Raw genomic sequence first — 22,986 nt, forward strand, 5'->3', positions numbered from 1 at the left:
AAAATATCGATATATGTGGCCCTATCCGAAAGTTGTTGCCCATCGCGGCGGCGGTAGCCTCGCTCCTGAAAATACCCTGGCAGCAATGCGCTGCGGCCTGCAGCACGGCTTTCATGCAGTGGAATTCGACGTGATGCTGGCCCGGGATGAAGTGCCGGTGCTGGTGCACGACCCGCGCCTGGGGCGCACCGTGCGCGGCATTGGCGAAGTGAAAGATTTCACCGCGCAGCAGTTGGCGGCAATGGACGCGGGTTCCTGGTTCGGCACCGGGTTTGCCGGCGAACCGGTGCCGACACTGGAGCAGGTGGTGGGGTTCTGCAAGGAAAACCGGATCTGGATGAACGTGGAAATCAAGCCTTCGCCCGGGCAGGAGCAGCGCACGGGAGAGGTGGTTGCCCTATGCCTGCAACGCCTGTTTTCCGAGGACTTGGCTGTCGGCGCGCAGGAGAAACATCCCTCGCGCCTGCCGCTGCTGTCCTCCTTTTCCTGGGAAGCCTTGCAGCAGGCACAATTGCATGCACCGGACCTGCCGCGCGCCTACCTGGTCGAGGTGATCCTGGCAGACTGGCGGGAGCGGCTGGAGATGCTGGAAGCGGTCGCCCTGCACGTCAACCATCGGCACTTGCTGCCCGAAAAGGCGGGAGCGGTGAAGGAAGCTGGCTTCGGATTGTTTTGCTATACCGTCAATGATCCGCGCCGCGCCCGGGAAATCCTGGCATGGGGCGTGGACGCATTCTGCACCGACCGGATCGACTTGATCGGGCCGGATTTTGCCCAAGCTAATCACGTATAATCAACGGTTTGCAATGCCTTGCCACCTTTTCCCGAAAGAACATGAACTCGTCTGAAATCCGCAGCAAATTCCTGAAGTATTTCGAATCCAAGGGGCACACGATCGTGCGCTCTTCCAGCCTCGTGCCCGGCAACGATCCGACGCTGCTGTTCACCAATTCCGGCATGGTGCAGTTCAAGGATGTATTCCTCGGCCAGGACAAGCGCAGCTACAGCCGTGCCACCACCGCGCAGCGCTGCGTGCGCGCCGGCGGCAAGCACAACGACCTGGAAAACGTCGGCTATACCGCGCGCCACCATACCTTCTTCGAAATGCTGGGCAATTTCTCGTTCGGCGACTATTTCAAGCGCGACGCGATCCACTTCGCCTGGGAGTTGCTGACCGAGGTCTACAAGCTGCCCAAGGAAAAGCTGTGGGTCACGGTGTACCAGGAGGATGATGAGGCTTACGACATCTGGGCGAAGCAGGTCGGCGTGCCGGTCGAGCGCATCGTGCGCATCGGCGACAACAAGGGCGCGCGTTATGCATCGGACAATTTCTGGCAGATGGCCGACACCGGCCCCTGCGGTCCTTGCTCGGAAATCTTCTTTGACCATGGCCCCGACGTCTGGGGCGGTCCTCCCGGGTCGCCGGAAGCCGACGGCGACCGCTACATCGAGATCTGGAACCTGGTGTTCATGCAGTTCAACCGCGACGAGCAGGGCGTGATGCATCCGCTGCCGCGCCCCTGCGTCGATACCGGCATGGGCCTGGAACGTATTGCCGCCGTACTGCAGCATGTGCATTCCAACTACGAAATCGACCTGTTCCAGAACCTGATCAAGGCCGCAGGGCGCGAGACCGGCTGCAAGGATCTTGCGAACAATTCGCTCAAGGTAATCGCCGACCACATCCGCGCCTGCTCATTCCTGATCGTCGATGGCGTCATCCCGGGCAATGAAGGCCGCGGCTATGTGCTGCGCCGTATCGTCCGCCGCGCACTGCGCCATGGCTACAAGCTTGGCCAGACCCAGCCGTTTTTCTACAAGCTGGTCAATGACCTGGTGCAGGAGATGGGTGCCGCCTATCCGGAGCTGAAGGAAGCGCAATCGCGCGTCGAGCAGGTGCTCAAGCAGGAAGAGGAACGCTTCGGCGAGACGCTGGAAAACGGCATGAAGATCCTGGAAGCGGCGCTGGCGAAGAACTCCAAGAAGCTTGATGGCGAGACCGCCTTCACGCTGTACGACACCTACGGCTTCCCGCTCGACCTGACGGCCGACATCTGCCGCGAGCGCAATGTCGAAATCGACGAAGCGGGCTTCGATGCGGCGATGGAGCGCCAGAAGCAGCAGGCGCGCGCCGCCGGCAAGTTCAAGATGAATGCGGCGCTGGAGTATTCCGGCGACAAGACATCCTTCGTCGGCTACGACACGCTGGTGCAGGAAGGGAAGGTCGTCGCGCTGTATGTGGGTGGCAGTGCGGTGCAAAAAGTGGAGGCCGGACAGGAGGCAATCGTGGTGCTCGACAGCACCCCGTTCTATGCCGAGTCGGGCGGCCAGGTAGGCGACTCCGGCTTGCTGGAATCGGCGTCGGCCACCTTCGAAGTCGCCGACACCCAGAAGATCCAGCCGGAAGTGTTCGGCCATCACGGCACGCTCGCCAAGGGCGTGCTGGCGGTCGGCGACAAGGTGGCGGCCAAGGTGAATGCCGCCGTGCGCGCGCAGACCATGCGCAACCATTCCGCGACCCACCTGATGCACATGGCACTGCGCATGGTGCTCGGTAACCATGTGGCGCAGAAGGGTTCGCTGGTCGATGCCGAAAAGACCCGCTTCGACTTCAGCCACAACGGCCCGTTGACGGCCGATGAAATCCGCCGCGTCGAGGAAATCGTCAACCGTGAAATCCTGGCCAACGAAGCCACCGAGGCACAGCACATGGCATACGACGATGCGATCAAGTACGGCGCGATGGCGCTGTTCGGCGAGAAGTACGGCGACCAGGTGCGGGTGCTCGGCATCGGTTCGTCCAAGGAACTGTGCGGCGGCACCCACGTCAACCGCACCGGTGACATCGGCCTGTTCAAGATCGTGTCCGAAGGCGGCGTGGCGGCCGGCATCCGCCGCGTGGAAGCGGTGACGGGCGAGGCAGCGCTTGCATTCGTGCAGAATCTCGCGGCCCGCGTCAATGAAGCCGCTGCGGCCCTGAAGGCGCAGCCGGAAGAACTGACCCAGCGCATCAGCCAGGTGCAGGACCAGGTGAAGTCGCTGGAAAAGGAACTGGCGGCGCTGAAGGCGAAGCTGGCGTCGAGCCAGGGCGATGAACTGGTGGGACAGGCGATCGACATCAAGGGCGTGAAGGTGCTTGCCGCCAAGCTCGATGGCGCCGACGTGCCGACCCTGCGCGCAACCATGGACAAGCTCAAGGACAAGCTCAAGACGGCTGCCATCGTGCTGGCTGCAGTCAACGACGGCAAGGTCAGCCTGATCGCCGGCGTGACGCAGGATGCAACGTCCAAGGTGAAAGCCGGGGAACTCGTCAATTTCGTCGCCCAGCAGGTCGGCGGCAAGGGCGGCGGGCGCCCGGACATGGCGCAGGCCGGCGGCACCGACCCGAGTGGTCTGGGCAAGGCCTTGGGCGGTGTGGCCGACTGGGTGCGCGAGCGCGCCTGATTGCGGCGCGGATTCCCGATGACGTATCGCTTTTGTCCGATGTGCGCCGCGCCTCTGGTCGAGCGCGCGGACGCAGGCGAGGGCGGCAAGGTCCGCTTGGCCTGTCCGGACGGGCATTGGACGCATTGGGACAATCCGCTGCCGGTGCTGGCGGCGCTGGTGGAATACGAGGGAAAGATGCTGCTGGCGCGTAATGCCGCCTGGCCGGAAAAGATGTTCGCGCTGATCACCGGCTTCATGGAGCGCGGCGAAACGCCGGAGCAGGGCATCGCGCGCGAGCTGAAGGAAGAAACCAATCTCGATGCCGACGAAATTCACCTGATCGGGGTCTATGAATTCGTTCGCAAGAATGAAGTGATCATTGCCTATCATGTGAAGGCGTCGGGAACCATCCGCCTGTCCGAGGAACTGGTCGATTACCGGCTGGTCGCCCCGGAAAAACTGCGGCCCTGGCATGCCGGCACGGGATATGCGGTCGCAGACTGGATGCGGGCCCGCGGCCTGGAGGTGCAGTTCATCGAATTCCCCGGCGGTTCCTCCTGAGCTTGTTGCGTCGCACAAAGACCTCGCCTTTTCAGTAAAATTATCAACTTCTGTCGATCCAATCGCTTCTCATTACCATGGAATTTCACAAAGAGGTCGATGCCCGCGGCTTGAACTGCCCGCTGCCCATCCTGAAAGCCAAAAAAGCCCTGGCCGAGCTGGTCAGCGGACAGGTGCTGAAGGTGCTCGCAACCGATCCCGGATCGGTGCGCGATTTCCAGGCGTTCGCAAAGCAGACCGGCAACGAGCTGCTGTCGCATAGTCAGACGGGCCAGGAATTCGTTTTTTTGATGAAGCGTAAATAACAGGTGTAGCGGACCGCGCTATCATCCGGCGTTCATTGCTTCAGGCTTGTTTCGGATCAATCTGCCAGTACTTCTTCCGGCACAAGTCATCTCCCGGCAGGTTTTCAAGTGTTTTCATTTTTCATTAAAAGTTTTAGTAGATATTCTCTACCCTTTAAACGAACGGTCGTGCTAAATTTTCGCGTTCAGCAGCGATCTCTCCTATAATCCGGTTTTAGCTTACGTTATCGTCAATATCCCTTTAAAAAGGCAAAACTATGAAAGTGTTGGTTCCAGTCAAACGTGTCGTTGATTACAACGTCAAGGTCCGTGTGAAGTCGGATGGGACGGGCGTGGATGTCGCCAATGTCAAGATGTCGATGAACCCGTTTGATGAAATCGCCGTGGAAGAAGCAACACGCCTGAAAGAAGCGGGCAAGGCCACCGAAGTGGTCGCTGTCTCCTGCGGCGTGACCCAATGCCAGGAAACCCTGCGCACCGCGATGGCGATCGGCGCTGACCGCGGCATCCTGGTCGAGACCGACGCGGAATTGCAGCCGCTGGCCGTGGCAAAACTGCTCAAGGCCCTGGCCGACAAGGAACAGCCGCAGCTGATCATCCTCGGCAAGCAAGCCATCGACGATGACTGCAACCAGACTGGCCAGATGCTCGCCGCCCTGCTGGGCTGGCCGCAAGCCACCTTCGCATCCAAGGTCACGATCGACAACGGCAAGGCCACGGTTACCCGCGAAGTGGACGGCGGCCTGGAAACCGTCGCGCTGACCCTGCCGGCAGTTGTCACCACCGATTTGCGCCTGAACGAGCCGCGCTATGTGACCCTGCCCAACATCATGAAGGCCAAGAAGAAGCCGCTGGAGGTGGTCAAGCCCGCCGATCTCGGCGTGGACGTGGCGCCGCGCCTGAAGACCCTGAAAGTGTCCGAGCCGCCCAAGCGCTCCGCCGGCATCAAGGTGCCGGACGTCGCAACGCTGGTCACCAAGCTCCGGAACGAAGCGAAAGTCATCTAACCATCTCCAGACAGAAGATGCGCCGGCGCCTTCTAGAGGCGCGCGCTCACCAACAAACAGGAAACCATCATGACCGCACTTGTCATTGCTGAACACGACAACGCTTCGCTCAAGGGAAGCACCCTCAATACCATCACTGCCGCTGCCCAATGCGGCGGCGATGTCCACGTTCTGGTTGCCGGCCACAACTGTGGCGCGGCGGCCGAAGCCGCTTCCAAGGTGGCCGGCGTTGCCAAGGTACTGGTGGCCGACGCGGCGCAATTTGCCGACGGCCTGGCCGAGAATGTCGCCGAGCAGGCGCTGGCCCTGGCGAGCGGCTATTCGCACATCCTCGCTCCGGCAACCGCCTTCGGCAAGAACGTGCTGCCGCGCGTGGCCGCCAAGCTGGACGTGGGGCAGATCTCCGAAATCACCAAGGTCGATTCGCCCGATACCTTCGAGCGTCCGATCTATGCCGGCAACGCCATCGCTACCGTGCAGTCGAGCGATGCCGTCAAGGTCATCACCGTGCGTACCACCGGCTTCGATGCCGCAGCCGCGACGGGCGGTTCGGCAGCCATCGAGAAAGTGGAAGCAGTTGGCGACTCCGGCAAATCCGCTTTCGTGTCGCGCGAAGTGGCGAAATCCGACCGTCCGGAACTGACCGCTGCGAAGATCATCGTTTCCGGCGGCCGCGGCATGGGCTCGGGCGACAACTTCAAGATCCTGGAACCGCTGGCCGACAAGCTGGGCGCTGCCATGGGTGCATCCCGCGCGGCCGTGGACGCTGGCTTCGTGCCGAACGACTGGCAGGTCGGCCAGACCGGCAAGATCGTCGCGCCGCAGCTGTATATCGCCGTCGGCATTTCCGGCGCGATCCAGCACCTGGCCGGCATGAAGGATTCCAAGACCATCGTGGCAATCAACAAGGATCCGGAAGCGCCGATCTTCTCGGTGGCCGACTACGGCATCGTGGGTGACCTGTTTGAAGTCGTTCCGCAGCTGGTAAAAGAACTGGGCTAAATAAAAGTCCATAGACTGCCTGGCAGGATTTGCCGGTTTGTTACGGGTCTGCGGCACATTTCCCGCTGTTCGTAACGAGCCCAGTCCTGCCAGTTTTTTTGGAGACAACAATGAGCTACGCCGCCCCCTTGAAGGACATGCTGTTCGTGATGAACGAACTGGCTGGCCTGTCCGAAGTGAATGCCTTGCCCGGTTGTGAAGATGCCAGCCCGGAAACCGTGGAAGCGGTGCTGGAAGAGAACGCGAAATTTTGCGCCGAAGTGGTCGCCCCGCTGAATGTCGTCGGGGACAAGGAGCCGAGCTACTGGCACGACGGCAAGGTCACCACGACCAAGGGCTTCAAGGAAGCGTTCAAGGCGTTCGGCGAAGCGGGATGGCAGGGCGTCCAGCACCCGGTCGAGTTCGGCGGCCAGGGTCTGCCGAAGCTGGTGGCGACGCCTTGCATCGAAATGCTCCATTCGGCCAATTTGTCTTTTGCGCTTTGCCCATTGCTGACCGACGGCGCGATCGAAGCCTTGATGACTGCCGGCAGCGACGAACAGAAGCAGACCTACCTCGCCAATCTGATCTCCGGCAAGTGGACCGGCACCATGAACCTGACCGAGCCGCAGGCCGGTTCCGACCTCGCGCTGGTGCGTACCCGCGCGGTCCCGCAGGGTGACGGCACGTTCAAGATTTTCGGCACCAAGATTTTCATTACCTATGGCGAGCACGACATGGCGGAGAACATCGTCCATCTCGTGCTGGCCCGTACTCCGAACGCGCCGGAAGGCGTCAAGGGCATTTCCCTGTTCATCGTGCCGAAGTTTCTGGTCAATGCCGACGGTTCGCTGGGCGAGCGCAACGATGTGCACTGCGTGTCGATCGAGCACAAGCTCGGCATCAAGGCCAGCCCGACGGCGGTACTGCAGTTCGGTGACCATGGCGGCGCCATCGGCACCCTGGTTGGCGAGGAAAACCGCGGCCTCGAATACATGTTCATCATGATGAATGCGGCCCGCTTCGCGGTCGGCATGCAGGGCATCGCAGTGGCGGAGCGCGCCTACCAGAAAGCCGTGCAATATGCGAAGGAGCGGGTGCAGTCGAAAGACCTCGCCGGCTCGCCCGGCCCGGTCACCATCGTCAATCATCCTGACGTGCGTCGCATGCTGATGTCGATGCGTGCACAGGTTGAGGCCGCACGGGCGCTTTCGTACGTCACCGCAGCGGCGTTCGATGCTGCACATCATCATCAAGATGATGCAACGCGCAAGGCGAACCAGGCGTTTTACGAATACATGGTGCCGATCGTGAAGGGCTGGTCGACCGAGATGTCGCTCGATGTCACTTCAACCGGCGTACAGGTACACGGCGGAATGGGCTTCATCGAAGAAACCGGAGCGGCCCAGTACTATCGCGATGCCCGGATCCTGCCGATCTATGAAGGCACGACGGCGATCCAGGCAAACGACCTGGTTGGCCGCAAGACGGTGCGCGACGGCGGCGCAACGGCAAAGAGCATCCTCGTGCAGGTGCGCCGGACCGAGGAAGAGCTTGCCGCATCGTCTTCCGCCGATATGGCTGCAATCCGCGCGCGACTGGCCGCAGGTTCCAAGGCGCTGGACGAAGTCGTGACCTATGTCGCGACGAACATGAAGTCCGATATCAAGGCTGTCTTTGCGGGCAGCGTGCCCTATCTGAAGCTCGCCGGAATTGTCCTTGGCGGCTGGCAGATGGCGCGTGCCGCACTGGCGGCAGAACACAAGTTGAAAGCCGGCGAAGGCGATGCGAAGTTTTATCAGGCGAAAATCGCTACCGCGCGCTTTTTTGCGGATCATTTCCTGTCGCAAGCCGCGGCTTATCGCACGGCGATTGTCGAGGGAAGTGCCGGCGCGCTCGCGCTTGCCGAAGATCAGTTCTGAACTGAATTCGGCACTTGCATTGGATGAAGAGGGCAGCCATGGTGCTGCCTTTTTCATTCCGGGTTGAACTAACAGCTTTTTTTCAGATCTGCCCTATACTGGGTTAAGTAGTTGCAGTCCGGAGGCGATCATGAAATCCTGGTTGGCGATGGTAGGTCTGCTCTTGAGCTTGGGGATGCCCCCGAATGGTGCAGTGGCGGCCGAAAGCCTGACTGCAGCGGATGCACAAGCCATCCAGGCCGTCGTCCAGACCCAGCTGGAAGCTTTCATGGACGATGACGCGACAACTGCGTTCCAACTTGCTACAGCCTCGACGCGCATGCAGATCGGCACTCCGGATAACTTTCTGCGGCTTATCAAGGAACAATACACCCCCATGTATCGCCACGAGACCGCCATTTTTTCCAAGCCGGAAGTGGTGGATGGCGATGCGATTCAGCTGGTACGACTGACCGATGGCGCAAGCCATGTCTGGCTGGCGATTTTCTGGATGCAACAGGACGAAGACAACACCTGGAAAGTCGACGGTTGCCAATTGCTCGAGACAACGAGCATTTCGATTTAAATCAAATCTCCTCAAAGAAGAAGCCAGCCCACTTGCAGGAATGCCGCTGCAGGCCTTGAAGCTGCTGCTCGTTTGCCTATAACTGAATTACGGCGTCAGTTAGCCTGCCCTCACACACAGGCCGGACTCTCCAGACTCGCCTCGGATTAATCGCCCTTGTACTCCCAGGGCGCACACCAAGGAGGCTTATCATGACTCGCAAATACATCGATTGCCGTGAATTCCCGAGCGACATGAATTGCTCCGTTGCCCTGTCGGCTGATACGGAGCAGGAATTGCTGGATGCGGCGGTACAGCATGCGGTGACAGTACATAAGCACCAGGACACACCGGAATTCCGCCAGCAGCTCCGGCAGATGTTCAAGGAAGGCACGCCACCGGCCGAGCATCCGCTCGGCCATGAAGCATAATTTGCCGCTGGTTTTAGTCGCGTCGCATGGCTGTGAGCAGGCAGATAATATTTCCTACTGACAATCAGCATCCGGGAACGGTGCGACGACGGTAACGCAATGAGGGCCGGACGTCAGCCGTAGGCACCGCCTGTGTACAACAGGTCGAAAACCCGGGCGAGGGTGGCAATGACTGCGACGGCGCCCACTCCGACAGTCAGGACCAGCAGGACGGCCAGCGGCCACCCGGAATCGGATTGCCTGCCGGAGGAGGGATTGCGCGTCGCATCCCATTTTTCATCCGGCGTCAATCCGATGACAAGCGCTTCGATGAAGCCAGCATAAGTCGCCAGCGGAAGGAGCGTCAGGATGCTGAAGACAAGCGAATCTGTGGACGAGGCGAGAAAGACGAAGCAGCAATACAAGGAAAAAGCAGCCAGATAAATCCAGGCCCAGAAGTCTTTCTTTCCATGCAAATAGAAGCGGTGCGCTCCTAAACTGCCAAACAGAAATGCGAGCAGGGTGGCAAGCGTCTTGTTTTTGTGCGGGGCGTTCCTGGCCATGTAAGCGTCAAAAAAGTTGGTCGGCGGCTCTTCGAGGGGCAGGGACGGCGCTATCGATCTCATGTCGCTGCCACGAAAGGTCTAGGGGCAGCCCTCAGGGAAGTGTCTAGTTTGCACGACTAATGCCTCAAGGGCAACGCGTCGTGGACTGTGGGAGCGGGAAGGCTCCCCCAAGTACTTGTCCTCATTGCCAAACTTGCTGTTGCCTGCTGAATGGACTATAATTGCCGGCTTTTCCGTGTTCGAACACTTTTTGGAAATAATCAATTATGGTCGTTATCCGTTTAGCTCGCGCTGGTGCCAAGAAGCGCCCGTTTTTTAATATCGTCGCCACTGACTCCCGCAATCGCCGTGATGGCCGCTTCATCGAGCGCCTCGGGTTCTATAATCCGATCGCTGCCGAAAGCGCTGAAGGCTTCCGCATTGCGCAAGACCGCCTGGCTCATTGGCAAGGCGTAGGCGCCCAAGTGTCGCCGACCGTTGCCCGTCTGCTCAACACGGTTGGCAAAAAAGCTGCCGCCTGAGATTGTCGAGCAAGGCAGCATCGGGGATGGAAATCCCTGAAGACCTGGTCCTGGTAGGGCATGTCTCCGGCGCATACGGAATTGCCGGATGGGTTCGCATCAAGCCTTACTCTTCCGACGCGGATGCATTGTTGTCGGCAAAGACGTGGTGGCTGGATAAGCCGGACCTCCATGACGTGGAGATGATGCAAGCCAAAATCCATGGCGAGGATGTGGTTGCCCAGCTGATGGGCGTGGCCGATCGCAACGCAGCGGAAGCGCTCAAGGGCGCGACCGTGCAAATCCGGCGCAGCCATTTTCCGCCTCTGGATGACAATGAGTTCTATTGGATAGACCTGATCGGTCTGGCGGTGGAAAACCTGCAGGGCGAACCGCTCGGAACGGTCAGCGATCTGATGGACAATGGCGCGCATCCGATCCTGCGAGTGACTGTGCCAGGCGAAGCGGTTGCTGACAAGGCGCCGCGTGAAATGCTGATTCCGTTTGTCGATCAGTATGTCAAGACGGTCGATCAGGCGGCGAAGAAGGTGATTGTGGACTGGGGGCTGGATTATTAAGCTTGCAGTCCTTGCGCATGGATGTTTTTGGAATAGGCAACGAGATGCAATTTGATGTCATCACGCTGTTTCCTGAAATGTTCACTGCGCTGACGCAGTCGGGAATTACCCGGCGTGCGTTCGAGCAGAAGAAATGCTTTTTGTCGCTCTGGAATCCACGCGATTTCACGACCGACAATTATCGCACTATCGACGACCGCCCCTACGGAGGCGGGCCCGGAATGGTGATGCTGGCCAAGCCGCTGGAAGCGGCAATACAGGCAGCCAGGGCACGTCAGGCGCAGGCAGGATTGCCGGCTCCGCGCGTGGTGTACATGTCGCCTCAAGGCCGTAGGCTCACGCACGGACGAGTGATGGAGCTGACGGCAGAACCCGGACTGGTATTGCTGTGCGGGCGTTATGAGGCAGTGGACCAGCGCTTGCTGGATCGTTGCGTGGACGAAGAAATCAGCCTCGGCGACTTCGTCCTGTCAGGCGGAGAATTGCCTGCCATGGCGTTGATGGATGCAGTGATCCGGCAATTGCCGGAAGTGTTGAATGATGATGCGTCAGCGGTCGAGGACAGTTTCGTCAACGGCTTGCTGGATTGTCCGCACTACACTAGGCCGGAAATTTATGAAGGCATTGCGGTGCCGCCGGCCTTGCTTAGCGGGCACCACGCCGAGATCGAAAAGTGGCGGCGCGAACGGGCGCTGGAAGTAACGGCCAGAAAGCGGCCGGATTTGATCGAACGGGCGCGGGCAGCGGGATTGCTGTCGCGATCCGATGAAAAGTTTTTGAGCAGTTTGCAGTAGCAGTTTGCAGTAACGAGCAGGCGGATTTCGCCTGTATGTATAACCCCATCCTCTACTGGGCAAGAAGCTGTGCGAATCAGCGGCGCCAGCAAGATGGTAATTGGAGCACATCATGGACTTGATCCAGCAACTCGAGAAAGAAGAAATTGCCCGTCTGGGCAAAAACATTCCCGACTTCGCCCCGGGCGATACCGTCGTGGTCAGCGTGAACGTCGTCGAAGGCACGCGCAAGCGCGCCCAGGCTTATGAAGGTGTGGTGATTGCACGCCGCAACCGCGGCCTGAATTCCAACTTCATCGTCCGCAAGATCTCTTCCGGCGAAGGCGTGGAGCGTACCTTCCAGCTGTATTCCCCGCTGATCGCATCGATCGAAGTCAAGCGTCGCGGAGATGTCCGTCGCGCCAAGCTTTACTATCTGCGCGAGCGTTCCGGCAAATCGGCGCGCATCAAAGAGAAACTGTCGAGCCGTCGTACCGACGAACAAGCGGCAGAGTAATCGGCGAGCGCTGCGTAAAAAGGGCACCCAGGGTGCCCTTTTTTGCATTTGTCGAATCGAATTGTGTAGTTTGCATGGAGCCACGAAGGCCATGCCGGCAATTGAAGGAACTGGTTTTGTCCAAGCTGATTTTTGATCCCGAAGCGAGCCCGGTTGAGGGCCTGGCCGGCGAACCTGCTGTTGCTCCCGAGCGCCTGTCGGTCGAATGGCTGCGTGCGCGCTTTGCGAATCCGCCTCTGTGGCCGCACGAAAAAACCGAGGAATACCGCTTGCGTGAAGGCATGCCTTCACCGATCCCGGCGGCAGTGCTGATGCCGCTTGTCGTGCGCGAAGGGGGGCTGACCCTGCTGCTCACCCAGCGTACTGCGCATTTGCACGACCATGCAGGGCAAGTCAGCCTGCCGGGCGGGCGCATGGACCCGGACGATATCTCCTCGATTGCAACGGCCTTGCGCGAAACGGAAGAGGAAGTCGGGCTAGCCCAACGCCATATCGAAGTTCTGGGGACCATGCCGGACTATTTCACCGGAACCGGCTTTCGCGTTACACCTGTCGTAGGCATCGCGCGGCCACCCTTCGAATTGCGGGCCGACCCTTTTGAAGTGGCGGAGATTTTTGAAGTCCCGCTTTCATTCCTGATGAACGGCATGCATCACCAGCGCCGCTCGGTCCAGCTGCCGAATGGCAGCCGGCGCAGCTTCTATGCCATTCCTTACGACCGCTTCTTCATCTGGGGAGCAACCGCGGCGATGGTCCGCAACCTGTTTCATTTCCTACGGGCCTAGTCCTTCCTTCACATGCAATTGCTCGTGTGCCAATGAATGCAGAGCGCAGGCGGTTTGATTCCGGGCTTACGCTGCGTTATCGTATCGGCTAGACGATTTTTCAAGGCAGTCTGATGACATTCATTTCCATTCTTTGCGCGCTGATCATCGAGCAGCTGAAGCCCCTGCGTGCAGACAATCCGATATACGACAGCATCAAAACTTTGGCGGCGCGAGTGGAGGCCTGGTTCAATGCAGGCAGGGAAAGCCACGGACGAATGGCCTGGTTCGCCATGGTGCTGGCACTGATGCTGCCAACCGCCCTCGTGTACTGGCTGTGCATGAAGATCAGCCCGCTGGCGGCGCTGGCATGGAATATTCTGGTCGTTTATCTGACTCTGGGCTTTCGTCATTACAGCCATTACTTCACTGCGATCCAGCTGGCGCTTGGCAGCGGCGACGAGGCAACTGCGCGCAAGATGCTGGCGGAGTGGACCGGGCAGGAAACCACCGGCCTGGAGGCCAAGGAGATTGCGCGGCTTGCGGTCGAAAATGCGCTGGTCACCACCCACCGCAATGTATTTGGGGTTTTCTTCTGGTTCCTCTTGCCTGTTGGTCCGGCCGGTGCGGTGATGTACCGGGTGACGGAATACCTTGCGCGAGCCTGGAACGAACCGGAGCACTTGCGCAACGAAGCCTTTGGCCAGTTCGCGATCAAGGCTTTTTACTGGATCGACTGGATTCCGGCCAGGTTGACCGCTGTTGCTTTTGCCGTCGTCGGCAATTTTGAGGACGCAGTTTACGCCTGGCGCAACTTTGCCCATCGCTGGCAGGATGAAGCCGTTGGCATCATTCTTTCTGCAGGCTCTGGCGCCATGGGAGTTCGTCTTGGTACACCGGACGAAATTGCCGTCGGGCTTGTATCTGATGACGCAGCAACGCTCGAAGGGGTGGCAACGGTCGAAATGGACAGTCCTCCGGGCGAGGAAGTCACGCCGCGCGCCTTGCAGAGCACGGTTGGGCTGGTGTGGCGCGCCTTGTTGCTCTGGATGCTGATGCTGCTCCTGATATCGCTGGCCGTCTGGCTGGGATAAGCCCTAGTCGTCCTGTTCCGCTTCCCGGAAGCCGGGAGAAGGCAGCCAAGGCAGTTGGGAAGCGCTCACCCTCATAATATCTGCCTTTGTGGCACTTAAACCCGGTTTCCGGCTCCAAGAATCGTGATTCTCGGGCCCGGAAATACCCGCCGCTTCGTTCATTGCCCTGAGCCGACAAGCCAGCGAACGCTTTTTTAAAAGAAAGACCTGACAGGGAGCGGCCGTATTGCTTTCACATATTATTTCCAGCAGGTCTTATATAAGATATCATATGCAAGAATACTGAGGGCGTTGTGCCACATAATGGCAAATCGCAACTCCAGCCAGCAACCGCTAAAGAAGCCGAGCAGATGGCCGATCCCAAGCAAATCCCGAAAAAGCTTGCTCGCGAGTTTTTCATCCAGGGTATTACCAGCAATGGCAGAACGTTTCGTCCTAGCGATTGGGCGGAGCGCTTATGCGGCGTCATGGCCTGTTTTCGCCCTGAAGGATCGGGTGGTCCGAACGCACATCTGAAATATTCTCCCTACGTCCGGCCAACGGTACTCAATGGCATCAAGTCAGTGGTGGTGAACGAGGAGTTGCGGGAGATTGAGCCACTGGCTTATCACTTCGTGCTGAATTTTGCCAAGGACAATGATCTCCAGATTGTTGATGCATGTTTGCTGCCGGACGCAGAAACAAAAAAAGCCTGAGTATTAACAGGAAAACCTTCCCTGTATTGGCGGCGCTATTCTTCTTCTCGAGCGCTCCCTAGCGCACCTGCTTCGCGCCCGTCCTCGATTCTTTCCCCGCCCGTTTCGCTTGGTCTTCAAGACCTTCGTGTGCGTTCAAGACGCAGACAATCCATCGGACCATCGCCAGCAAGAGCAGAGCATTGTTGAGAAGGCGATCCACTTTCCATGCTGGCAAGTGGCTGCGCGAGTTGGTGGAGTTTCGTCTACATAGTCACAACCAGCCATCCGCCGGATTGATCCGTTCGTCGGCAGCATTACTTTATTGCAATTGCCTTAGGTAAGGTGGAAATGCCTTAAGGAAACAATAGTTTCCGAGGTATGACGACTTACGAGGAATAGCAATGAAGAAGACAAAGGCCCAGGACCAGGGTGGCTTCAAGCGATCGAATGCCGGGCAAGCGGGTTTTACGCTGATCGAACTGATGATCACCGTGGTAATCGTTGGAATTCTTGCAACCGTCGCCGTGCCTTCCTATCGCGACTATGTAACGCGCAGCCGAATTCCCGATGCGACATCCAACTTGGCCGCGAAGCGTGTACAGATGGAGCAGTTCTTCCAGGACAACAAGACTTATGCGAGCGCGCCTGCCTGCACCTCCGACAGCACTTCGAGCAAATACTTCACCTTCGACTGCGGCACGACCGCGCCTACCAGCACGACCTTCGAACTGCGTGCTGTCGGCACCGGTCCCATGGCAGGCTTTGAATATTACGTCGACCAGAGCAACAGCAAGCGAAGCGTCATCACCGCTTCCGGCTGGACGGGCAGCACCTCATGCTGGGTCACGCGCAAAGGTGGCGTATGCTGAGCCGCCTGCCAAGCCAGCGAGGCGTGACCCTGATCGAGCTCATGATAGGGCTCGTGATCATGGCCATCGTTCTGGGCTTCGGCGTTCCCAGCTTCAGCAACTTCATCCAGAGCAGTCACATACGCAATGCCGCGGAGGCGGTGCAAAACGGGCTCAGTCTCGCCCGTTCAGAAGCTGTGCGGCGCAATACCCAGGTCAAATTCGTTCTCGGCACCGGGTCCTCATGGAGTGTCGGTTGCGTTACTGCAGACCCCGACAATTGTCCTGATCCCATCACTAGTCGGGATGCGGCTGAAGGCTCCTCCAAGGCATCAGTCACGACGTCCGAAGTCGTGGCATCCACCAATGCGGCCGTCGCAAGTCCGGCTTTTACGGACACGCTGGTTTTCAATGGTCTCGGCCGGGAACGCACGCTGCCTCCTGCAAACAATGCAGTGTTCGACATCACCAATCCGGACGGAGGCACCTGTGTCGCGGCAGGCGGAAAGATGCGGTGCCTGCGTGTGGTTGTCACGCCGGGTGGCCAGATCCGCATGTGCGATCCGGCGATCCCCGCCGCCACGCCCCCCAACCCTCAAGCATGTTGAATGAGCTATGGCGAAACCCTTTCAAAACTTGTCCCGGGAAGCAGGCATCGTCCTGCTGGAAGGTTTGATTGCAATCGTGATCTTCGCGCTTGGCATTCTCGCGATCGTGGGCATGCAGGCCGCCGCCGTGAAGCAGTCGACCGATGCGCGATATCGCTCTGAAGCATCCCTGCTGGCGGACAAAATGATCGGGATGATGTGGGCGAGCGATCGTACGCCGGCTTCGCTGAAAGCCAATTTTGCCACCGACGGCCCAGTTTATACCGCGTGGAAGGACAACCAGGTGGCTACCACGCTGCCGGGAGTAGAGGCCAATCCGCCGGACGTGAACGTCAATGATGACGGCACGGTGACGATCACGATCCAGTGGCTTGCGCCGAGCGAAAAGGCCGGAACCCTTCCGCACAAGCATGTCGCGATTGCGCAAATTCGGCCAAATAGCTAAGGAGGGCAACGTGGTCCGCAAGCCCCAATCATTCCTTCATCGCGCCGCCGGCCTGGGGCTGGTAGAGATCATGGTCGGCCTGGCGATCGGCAGCTTCGCCGCCATCGTCATGCTGCAGGTTTTTGCCATGTCCGAGGGGCGGAAGCGCACAACCACCAGCGGCGGCGACGCGCAAAGCAACGGCATCATCGCCTTCAATCAGCTGCAGCGCGACATCAGCCAGGCAGGTTATGGCATCGCCGCGCTCAATCTTTTCAATTGCAATACGACCTGGACATTGGGTAGCGGCACTACCAGCATCACCAATCCGGTTCGGCTTGCTCCGGTGACCATCAACCCAGGTACGATACCCGCCGGCGATGCCAATACCGATACCTTGCTAGTGGTATATGGCAATACCGACGGACAGCCTCAGGGCAATAACATCCTGTCCCAGGACGGCGCGAAGAACACGGTGCAGATGCCTACCGCCTTCGCTGTCGGCGACCGGGTCATCATCGCGCCGGCCGCATGCTCATCCAACCTGCTGATCGACAGGGTTACCGCGACTGCGACGACCACTGTGACCGTGACAAACGCGGCGACGGGCACCGCGATGTACAACCTAGGCAACTCGCCCAGCATACTGGCCTATGCCGTTCGCGGCGGCAACCTGACTGTATGCGACTACATGGTGAACGACTGCGGCAAGGCTGCCGACAAGGATAAGCCGTCGGTCTGGGTTCCGGTCGCGAACAACATCATCAGTATCAAGGCCGTGTACTGGCGCGATACAAAGAATCCGACAGGCACCCCGGGCTCGCGCAATCAAACCACGCCGACCGACAACCTTGACTGGACAAAGGTTTGTGCCGTGAACCTCGCACTGGTCGCGCGCAGCGGCGAATACAGCAAGGACATCGTGACCGCGACTGCACGCAATGCACCCCAGCCGGTGAATGCCCCGACCTGGTCCGACAATGCCGCCGCCCCGATCATTGGTACGGGCAGCCTCGGGCCCGATGCCGTGCCCGACGAGCCATGGAAGCATTACCGCTACAAGGTATTTGAAGCAGTAATCCCAATTCGTAATGTCGGATGGATGCAGGGGAGTGCCGGATGTTAGCGAAAACACTTATCTCCATGGCGCCGGCGCCTCGTTCCAGGCAGAAGGGTGTCGTGCTGATCGTCGCGCTGGTCGTGCTGGTGGCGATGACGCTGGCCGCCATCGCCCTGGTTCGCTCCGTGGATACGAACACGATCATCGCGGGCAACGTGGCATTCCAGCAGGCGGCCATTCATTCCGCCGATACCGGCATCGAAACGGCTGTCGCCTTTCTCGAGGCTAACAAGACGGGTAATGCCCTCGATGCCGACGATTCGACGAACGGCTATGCGGCGAACGGTGCCAGCACCGACATGAGCCCGGCTTCCGGTCAATCTTGGGACGCCTTCTGGCAGCAATCCCTGGATAACCGGGCCTACAAATTCACCAGCCCCGACGAAGCCGGCAATACCGTTGCCTTCGTCATCGACCGTTTGTGCAGAAATGCGGGTGCCAGGACAGCCGGCGCGTCCTGCGTTGCTTCTCCATCGGTTACAGCGGCGACCGGAAACGCGGAAGAGGCGGGCGAAGTCCAGCTCAACGCGCCTTCCGTCGTTTACTACCGCATTACGGTGCGGGTCAGCGGGCCGAAAAACACAGTCAGCTATGTGCAGTCGGTGGTGGCCCTGTAACAGGGACGCCGACGGACCAAAAATTTTACGTATGCAGGATATGCTTCAGATTCAGGAGACCGCCATGACCCTCGATCGACCGTTCAAAGCAATCAGGGGCTTGCTTATCGTTTCGGCTTTCATCGCCGCGCAGGCTGGAGCGACGGACATCTCGACCGAACCGCTGAACACCTATTCGGCGACTTCGAGCACCGACGTGAAGCCGAATGTGTTTTTCGTGCTGGACGATTCGGGAAGTATGGACTGGGATTTCATGCCCGACTGGGCGTGCGCCAGCTACTCGACAACCAACAGCAGCTGTTCAAGCACGGGACAAGACCCGAGATCCACGCCCACCCAAGCTCTTTTCCGGAACGCTGCTTATAACGGCATCTACTACAATCCGGCAATCACCTATAAACCGCCGATTGCCGTTGACAGCAGCGGGGCGCTCGATACCTCGAAGTATCCCAGCATGACAGGGATGAGCACTGCGACCGGCGCAAATTCGACGACCAAGCCGAATTGGAAGGCCGTCAAGAACGACGCCTATGGTGTCCAAAGCACTTCCTCGTCCGATCTGCAATCCAACCCGCCCTCGTTTTACACCATAGTAGCGGGGGAGTACTGCACATCGGCGAGCCTGCGGACTTGCGTAACCGCCAACGCTCCAACCACTGTTGGCGGCGTTGCCTACAACTTTCCGGCGAAGTTGCGCTGGTGCGATAGTACCGGTTTAAGCAACTGCCGTGCAGCCTTCGACACGAGCTTCAGCTATGCGCGCGCTCCTTCGCCACGCGAAACCAGCATCACGATTAGTAGCGTGTCAAGCGGTGCCAGCATTACTAGCATCAAAGTGAATTCGCAGGAAATCCTGCCAGCGACTGTTACCGCGGGCTCCAACAGTACAAGCGCTATGGCTGCTGCTATCGCTGCTGCCATCAATAACTGCAATGGAACGGCCACGGGGAACTGCACGGTGCGCGGTTTTGCCGCTGAAGTTTCAGGCAGCACTGTCACCATTACTGCTGGCATGATGGCTACACTTACCACCCCGTCGATATCAAGATCGGGAAGCGTTAGCTGGAACACCCTCAATGCATTTACCACCAGCGCAGTCCCCGGTTACAACCTGAAGACCGTCATCGTGCCGGGCACCAGTGCCGTCTACCCCTTCCCGGGCACAACGGCCAAGCATACTGACAGAAAGGATTGCGCCGGCAGCCTTTGCACCGGCAATGAGGAAATGATCAACTATGCGAATTGGTGGACGTATTACCGGACGCGTATGCAGATGATGAAGACAGCTGCGAGCAATGCCTTCGCGCAGATTGACTCGGCAAGCGATCTGGTGAACAACGTATCGCGTTTCCGTCTGGGCTATATGAGCATCAACAACAATACTGGCAGCGACTTCCTTAACCTGGGAGAATTCGCAGGCGCGCAAAAATACAACTGGTATAACAAGCTCATCAGTGCCAATCCAAACAGTTCGACGCCGGTGCGCGCTGCATTGGCAAAGGCTGGCCGGCTCTATGCGGGCAAGCTCAATGGCCAGACCCTGAACGGAAGCAGAGTGGTCGATCCGCTTCAGTATTCCTGCCAGCAGAACTACACCATTCTCTCCACCGACGGTTTCTGGAACGAAGGTTCAGGATTCAATCAGATGGATGGCAGCACTACTGTCGGAAACCAGGATGCCGGCCTGCCGCGTCCATACTACGACGGCGGAAGCGCTCGCCTCCAGACGAGGACCAGTCGCCTTCAAACGCGAACCGGCAAGCTGCAAAAACGCACGAAATCAGGGAGCCGGTGGGGCAGCTGGAGCAATGCGACCAGCTGCATGCCCGGCACCAACACCCAATGCCAGTATTCCTGGGGTTCTTGGGCGAATACGTCAACCAGCTGCACCGTGAATTACAGCAGCGGCTCAGGCAACTGGACGATCGCCAATGGAACGGATTGCCAGTACGCCGCCTGGACTTCCTGGGCCAATGCATCGTCCTGCACGCCGGCGGCGCAATCTCCCGGACCCAACTATACGGTGATCACCGCGAGGGAGTGCGAGACCAATCCCGTGACCGGCACCTTCAACACTCTGGCGGACGTCGCCGCCTACTATTACGGTACCGATTTGCGTGATCCGGATCCGGACCTGGGCACCGGCACCTGTACCGGCCCCGTCGTGCCTCCCGCAACCACGCCGAACAACCTGTGCGACAACAACGTGCCGGCCAACGGGCGCGACGTCGCGACGACGCAGCACATGACGACCTTTACCCTCGGCCTGGGTGCACAGGGCAAGATGATTTATGCGCCGAACGATGGGAAGGATTACTGGAACGATACAAGCGGGGACTTTTACGATGTCCTCAAAGGCACCAATGCGAACCCGGCAACCGGTATCTGCTCGTGGCAGAGCAGCGGCGCATGCAACTGGCCCACACCGGTATCGAACGAGAACACCACCATCGATGACTTGTGGCATGCGGCGGTGAATGGCCGCGGCGCCTACTTCAGTGCGAAGGATCCGACCTCATTGGCCGACAGCCTGACTTCGACGTTGAAGTCGATCATGAATACACCCAGGCCGGGTACGGCGGCCGCGGCGGCGAGCAGTAACCCGAACGTCAGCGCCAGCGACAACTATGTATTCAGCTCTTCCTACAAGTCGATTGAATGGTATGGTGAGCTGATCCGCCAGCAGATCACGGAAACCGGAACCCTGACCGCACAAAATTGGTCGGCGATGAAGCTGGTCGATTGTGCGACCACTACCTGGCAGCCTTCGACCACGTATGTAGTCGGGAATGTGTACAGGCGGGGAAGCTCCTGCTACACGGTTACGCAGGAATACACCTCGGGAACAACTTTCGATGGCAGCAGCACGGGCACCGACGGAGCGAACATCGAAGTCGTGCATGTCGATGAAGCCGCAGAATCACCGGTTGCTGTGACTGCGCCGACGTCGCGCACCATCTATACAAAGGGTGCGGCCGGACTCATATCGTTCGACTGGGCCAGTCTGCAGACTGCCGGGCTGACTTCCCATTTCACTACGCCCCATATCAGCTTTGTTTCCGATACGGTCGGCTTGTCCCAGTTCTGCTCTTCGGGCGGCAACTGCCTGAGTGACACTGACCAGACCAATGCAGCGGGAGAAGCGCTGGTGAACTTCTTCCGCGGGGATCGCAGCAATGAGGGCAGCTATTTCCGGCAACGTACCCATGTCCTGGGCGACATCGTGTCTTCGGAAGCAAGATATGTTCAGGCGCCGATGTTCAACTATATCGACGCCGGCTACAGTGCCTTCAAGACAGCGAAAGCCGCGCGCAGCGGCACGGTCTACGTGGGTGCCAACGACGGCATGCTGCATGCGTTCGATGCGGCGACCGGCAAGGAATTGTGGGCATACGTTCCTAGCATGGTCCTGCCTGACCTGTACAAGCTGGCTGACAAGAACTATGCATCCAAGCACCAGTTCCTCGTCGATGCTTCACCAGAAACCGGCGACATCTGTCCCAACGCACCGGCATCGACCTGCACCGGCAGTCAGTGGAAAACCATCCTGGTCGGGGGGCTGAATCGTGGCGGCAAAGGCTATTACGCACTGGATATCACTAATCCCGCCAGCCCGACGCTGTTATGGGAGTTCACCAACGCCAATCTCGGCTATTCCTATGGGAACCCGAAAATCACCAAGCTGAAGGATGGCACCTGGGTTGTCCTGCTGAGCTCCGGCTATAACAACGCCGACGGCATCGGCCGGCTGTTCGTGCTGAACGCGAATACCGGCGCCCTGATCCGTACCATCAGCACCAGCGTAGGCACGTCAGACAATCCGAGCGGTATGGCACGCATCAGTGCCCATGCGCCCCAGTCGATGACGGACAACACGACGGTGGCGGCGTATGGCGGCGACACTTATGGCAATCTATGGCGTTTCGACGTCAACGGCGACATCGGCGACGCCGGCTATGATGCGCAGCTGCTGGCGACCTTCAAGGACGAAGACGGCAAGCCTCAGCCGGTTACCGTCAAGCCGCTGGAGGCGACGGTCAATGGCATGCCGATCGTTTATGTCGGCACCGGCCGCTTCCTGGGGGTGAGCGATGTCGGTGATACCAGCAAGCAGTCGTTCTATGCAGTGAAGGACAACCTCGGCAACACGAGTTACGGCAATCCGCGCCTGGCGACGAACAAATTCGTCAAACAGACGCTGACCGACGATAACTGCCCGGCCGATGCCCCGACCACGGTATGCGCCCCGGGCCAGACGGTGCGCACGGGCACCAACAATCCGGTGGACTGGGGCATTAACAACGGCTGGTATATGGATTTCCTTGTTCCCGGGGAGCGCTCCAGCAGCGATCCGTCGCTGGGCTTGGGCACGCTGCTGTTCACTACCATCACTCCTCAAAGCTCCTCGATGAGCGCGTGCGGCGCTACTGCAGCGAACTCGTCCGGCAGCTTTGTCTATGCGCTCGACTATCTTACCGGCGGGCCGGTGGAAGGCTCTAGCGGCGTGGTGGGTATCAACCTGGGCTCCAGCCTCGTGACGCGCCCAGTCCTAATCGAACAGGCGGACGGCACGGTGCGGGCGCTGATCCGGACATCAAGCGGGGCATCGAGCGGCACTGACCTCGGCGGCACCGTGGTTATTACCCCGCCGGTCAAGCCGTCGATAGGCAGCGGCACGCGGCGCGTCTCATGGAGAGTATTGACCACCCGATAAGCAGGAGAGGCCGGCGTGATGCGTGCATGA

Annotated in this window: 23 protein-coding genes; 22 read left to right on the top strand and 1 reads right to left on the bottom strand. The window is 59.2% G+C overall.

What is annotated here, in order from left to right; translation table 11 throughout:
• The first annotated feature begins 13 nt into the window (after window positions 1-13).
• The 9 genes from ugpQ to HGHM_RS04285 all read left to right on the top strand — a co-directional run bounded on the left by ugpQ (window position 14) and on the right by HGHM_RS04285 (window position 9,177).
• Window positions 14-793 carry a glycerophosphodiester phosphodiesterase gene (ugpQ, locus tag HGHM_RS04245; RefSeq protein ID WP_019140269.1) on the top strand — a complete coding sequence of 260 codons (780 nt, stop codon included), beginning with the start codon at window positions 14-16 and terminating at the stop codon, window positions 791-793.
• 41 nt (window positions 794-834) lie between these two features.
• Window positions 835-3,444 carry an alanine--tRNA ligase gene (alaS, locus tag HGHM_RS04250; protein ID WP_019140270.1) on the top strand — a complete coding sequence of 870 codons (2,610 nt, stop codon included), beginning with the start codon at window positions 835-837 and terminating at the stop codon, window positions 3,442-3,444.
• A gap of 18 nt (window positions 3,445-3,462) precedes the next feature.
• Entirely contained in the window at window positions 3,463-3,987 is a 525-nt protein-coding gene (locus tag HGHM_RS04255) for an NUDIX domain-containing protein (protein ID WP_026075685.1), read from the top strand.
• Between the two features lie 77 nt (window positions 3,988-4,064).
• The gene (locus HGHM_RS04260; protein WP_019140272.1) at window positions 4,065-4,292 is read left to right on the top strand and encodes a sulfurtransferase TusA family protein; all 228 of its coding nucleotides are present in this window, start codon (window positions 4,065-4,067) and stop codon (window positions 4,290-4,292) included.
• 257 nt (window positions 4,293-4,549) lie between these two features.
• Window positions 4,550-5,299: an electron transfer flavoprotein subunit beta/FixA family protein gene (locus HGHM_RS04265; RefSeq protein WP_019140273.1), complete on the top strand. Its 750-nt coding sequence runs from the start codon at window positions 4,550-4,552 to the stop codon at window positions 5,297-5,299.
• A 69-nt stretch (window positions 5,300-5,368) separates the two neighbouring features.
• A complete protein-coding gene (locus tag HGHM_RS04270; RefSeq protein ID WP_019140274.1) occupies window positions 5,369-6,301 on the top strand; it encodes an electron transfer flavoprotein subunit alpha/FixB family protein in 933 nt (310 codons plus the stop codon).
• A 110-nt stretch (window positions 6,302-6,411) separates the two neighbouring features.
• Complete coding sequence (locus HGHM_RS04275) at window positions 6,412-8,202, top strand: acyl-CoA dehydrogenase (protein ID WP_019140275.1); 1,791 nt, start codon at window positions 6,412-6,414, stop codon at window positions 8,200-8,202.
• A gap of 130 nt (window positions 8,203-8,332) precedes the next feature.
• Window positions 8,333-8,767 carry a DUF4864 domain-containing protein gene (locus HGHM_RS04280; protein ID WP_081583527.1) on the top strand — a complete coding sequence of 145 codons (435 nt, stop codon included), beginning with the start codon at window positions 8,333-8,335 and terminating at the stop codon, window positions 8,765-8,767.
• A 191-nt stretch (window positions 8,768-8,958) separates the two neighbouring features.
• Window positions 8,959-9,177 (top strand): DUF1059 domain-containing protein, encoded by a 219-nt coding sequence (locus HGHM_RS04285; RefSeq protein ID WP_019140277.1) that lies wholly within the window; start codon window positions 8,959-8,961, stop codon window positions 9,175-9,177.
• A 113-nt stretch (window positions 9,178-9,290) separates the two neighbouring features.
• On the opposite strand, the gene HGHM_RS04290 is transcribed toward HGHM_RS04285, so the two are convergent.
• Window positions 9,291-9,782 (bottom strand): TM2 domain-containing protein, encoded by a 492-nt coding sequence (locus tag HGHM_RS04290; protein WP_019140278.1) that lies wholly within the window; start codon window positions 9,780-9,782, stop codon window positions 9,291-9,293.
• A 206-nt stretch (window positions 9,783-9,988) separates the two neighbouring features.
• Here HGHM_RS04290 and rpsP point away from each other — a divergent pair, with 206 nt between their 5' ends.
• From rpsP to HGHM_RS22170, 13 genes are all read left to right on the top strand, one after another.
• Complete coding sequence (gene rpsP / locus HGHM_RS04295) at window positions 9,989-10,243, top strand: 30S ribosomal protein S16 (RefSeq protein WP_019140279.1); 255 nt, start codon at window positions 9,989-9,991, stop codon at window positions 10,241-10,243.
• Window positions 10,244-10,269: 26 nt separating this feature from the next.
• On the top strand, window positions 10,270-10,800 hold the full coding sequence (gene rimM, locus HGHM_RS04300) for a ribosome maturation factor RimM (RefSeq protein ID WP_019140280.1): 531 nt from the start codon (window positions 10,270-10,272) through the stop codon (window positions 10,798-10,800).
• Between the two features lie 44 nt (window positions 10,801-10,844).
• Window positions 10,845-11,594 carry a tRNA (guanosine(37)-N1)-methyltransferase TrmD gene (gene trmD, locus HGHM_RS04305; protein ID WP_019140281.1) on the top strand — a complete coding sequence of 250 codons (750 nt, stop codon included), beginning with the start codon at window positions 10,845-10,847 and terminating at the stop codon, window positions 11,592-11,594.
• A gap of 112 nt (window positions 11,595-11,706) precedes the next feature.
• On the top strand, window positions 11,707-12,090 hold the full coding sequence (rplS, locus tag HGHM_RS04310; RefSeq protein WP_020693816.1) for a 50S ribosomal protein L19: 384 nt from the start codon (window positions 11,707-11,709) through the stop codon (window positions 12,088-12,090).
• A 116-nt stretch (window positions 12,091-12,206) separates the two neighbouring features.
• Window positions 12,207-12,875 (top strand): CoA pyrophosphatase, encoded by a 669-nt coding sequence (locus HGHM_RS04315; protein ID WP_026075687.1) that lies wholly within the window; start codon window positions 12,207-12,209, stop codon window positions 12,873-12,875.
• 113 nt (window positions 12,876-12,988) lie between these two features.
• Window positions 12,989-13,948, top strand: a complete 960-nt coding sequence (locus HGHM_RS04320) for a CobD/CbiB family protein (protein WP_019140284.1) — start codon at window positions 12,989-12,991, stop codon at window positions 13,946-13,948.
• 350 nt (window positions 13,949-14,298) lie between these two features.
• Complete coding sequence (locus HGHM_RS04325) at window positions 14,299-14,643, top strand: DUF3579 domain-containing protein (protein ID WP_026075688.1); 345 nt, start codon at window positions 14,299-14,301, stop codon at window positions 14,641-14,643.
• A 383-nt stretch (window positions 14,644-15,026) separates the two neighbouring features.
• Complete coding sequence (locus tag HGHM_RS23800; RefSeq protein WP_019140286.1) at window positions 15,027-15,494, top strand: type IV pilin protein; 468 nt, start codon at window positions 15,027-15,029, stop codon at window positions 15,492-15,494.
• Window positions 15,488-16,081: a GspH/FimT family pseudopilin gene (locus HGHM_RS04335; protein ID WP_019140287.1), complete on the top strand. Its 594-nt coding sequence runs from the start codon at window positions 15,488-15,490 to the stop codon at window positions 16,079-16,081. The genes HGHM_RS23800 and HGHM_RS04335 overlap by 7 nt, the downstream gene beginning before the upstream one ends.
• A gap of 7 nt (window positions 16,082-16,088) precedes the next feature.
• A complete protein-coding gene (locus tag HGHM_RS22165; protein WP_019140288.1) occupies window positions 16,089-16,526 on the top strand; it encodes a type IV pilus modification PilV family protein in 438 nt (145 codons plus the stop codon).
• A 10-nt stretch (window positions 16,527-16,536) separates the two neighbouring features.
• Window positions 16,537-17,631, top strand: coding sequence for a PilW family protein (locus HGHM_RS04345; protein WP_019140289.1), 1,095 nt, complete (start codon window positions 16,537-16,539; stop codon window positions 17,629-17,631).
• Window positions 17,625-18,242 carry a pilus assembly PilX family protein gene (locus HGHM_RS23365; RefSeq protein WP_161603768.1) on the top strand — a complete coding sequence of 206 codons (618 nt, stop codon included), beginning with the start codon at window positions 17,625-17,627 and terminating at the stop codon, window positions 18,240-18,242. Before HGHM_RS04345 ends, HGHM_RS23365 begins: the two co-directional genes overlap by 7 nt.
• Window positions 18,243-18,306: 64 nt before the next feature.
• A complete protein-coding gene (locus HGHM_RS22170) occupies window positions 18,307-22,956 on the top strand; it encodes a pilus assembly protein (RefSeq protein WP_161603769.1) in 4,650 nt (1,549 codons plus the stop codon).
• Window positions 22,957-22,986 lie beyond the last annotated feature (30 nt).

The organism is Noviherbaspirillum massiliense JC206, from assembly GCF_000312045.1.
GTDB classification, from domain to species: Bacteria; Pseudomonadota; Gammaproteobacteria; order Burkholderiales; family Burkholderiaceae_D; genus Noviherbaspirillum; species Noviherbaspirillum massiliense.

Coding starts and splice junctions, on each gene's coding strand:
- ugpQ (WP_019140269.1), top strand. CDS start 14: ATGTGGCCCTATCCGAAAGTTGTTGCCCATCGCGGCGGCGGTAGCCTC.
- alaS (WP_019140270.1), top strand. CDS start 835: ATGAACTCGTCTGAAATCCGCAGCAAATTCCTGAAGTATTTCGAATCC.
- HGHM_RS04255 (WP_026075685.1), top strand. CDS start 3,463: ATGACGTATCGCTTTTGTCCGATGTGCGCCGCGCCTCTGGTCGAGCGC.
- HGHM_RS04260 (WP_019140272.1), top strand. CDS start 4,065: ATGGAATTTCACAAAGAGGTCGATGCCCGCGGCTTGAACTGCCCGCTG.
- HGHM_RS04265 (WP_019140273.1), top strand. CDS start 4,550: ATGAAAGTGTTGGTTCCAGTCAAACGTGTCGTTGATTACAACGTCAAG.
- HGHM_RS04270 (WP_019140274.1), top strand. CDS start 5,369: ATGACCGCACTTGTCATTGCTGAACACGACAACGCTTCGCTCAAGGGA.
- HGHM_RS04275 (WP_019140275.1), top strand. CDS start 6,412: ATGAGCTACGCCGCCCCCTTGAAGGACATGCTGTTCGTGATGAACGAA.
- HGHM_RS04280 (WP_081583527.1), top strand. CDS start 8,333: ATGAAATCCTGGTTGGCGATGGTAGGTCTGCTCTTGAGCTTGGGGATG.
- HGHM_RS04285 (WP_019140277.1), top strand. CDS start 8,959: ATGACTCGCAAATACATCGATTGCCGTGAATTCCCGAGCGACATGAAT.
- HGHM_RS04290 (WP_019140278.1), bottom strand. CDS start 9,782: ATGAGATCGATAGCGCCGTCCCTGCCCCTCGAAGAGCCGCCGACCAAC.
- rpsP (WP_019140279.1), top strand. CDS start 9,989: ATGGTCGTTATCCGTTTAGCTCGCGCTGGTGCCAAGAAGCGCCCGTTT.
- rimM (WP_019140280.1), top strand. CDS start 10,270: ATGGAAATCCCTGAAGACCTGGTCCTGGTAGGGCATGTCTCCGGCGCA.
- trmD (WP_019140281.1), top strand. CDS start 10,845: ATGCAATTTGATGTCATCACGCTGTTTCCTGAAATGTTCACTGCGCTG.
- rplS (WP_020693816.1), top strand. CDS start 11,707: ATGGACTTGATCCAGCAACTCGAGAAAGAAGAAATTGCCCGTCTGGGC.
- HGHM_RS04320 (WP_019140284.1), top strand. CDS start 12,989: ATGACATTCATTTCCATTCTTTGCGCGCTGATCATCGAGCAGCTGAAG.
- HGHM_RS04325 (WP_026075688.1), top strand. CDS start 14,299: ATGGCCGATCCCAAGCAAATCCCGAAAAAGCTTGCTCGCGAGTTTTTC.
- HGHM_RS23800 (WP_019140286.1), top strand. CDS start 15,027: ATGAAGAAGACAAAGGCCCAGGACCAGGGTGGCTTCAAGCGATCGAAT.
- HGHM_RS04335 (WP_019140287.1), top strand. CDS start 15,488: ATGCTGAGCCGCCTGCCAAGCCAGCGAGGCGTGACCCTGATCGAGCTC.
- HGHM_RS22165 (WP_019140288.1), top strand. CDS start 16,089: ATGGCGAAACCCTTTCAAAACTTGTCCCGGGAAGCAGGCATCGTCCTG.
- HGHM_RS23365 (WP_161603768.1), top strand. CDS start 17,625: ATGTTAGCGAAAACACTTATCTCCATGGCGCCGGCGCCTCGTTCCAGG.
- HGHM_RS22170 (WP_161603769.1), top strand. CDS start 18,307: ATGACCCTCGATCGACCGTTCAAAGCAATCAGGGGCTTGCTTATCGTT.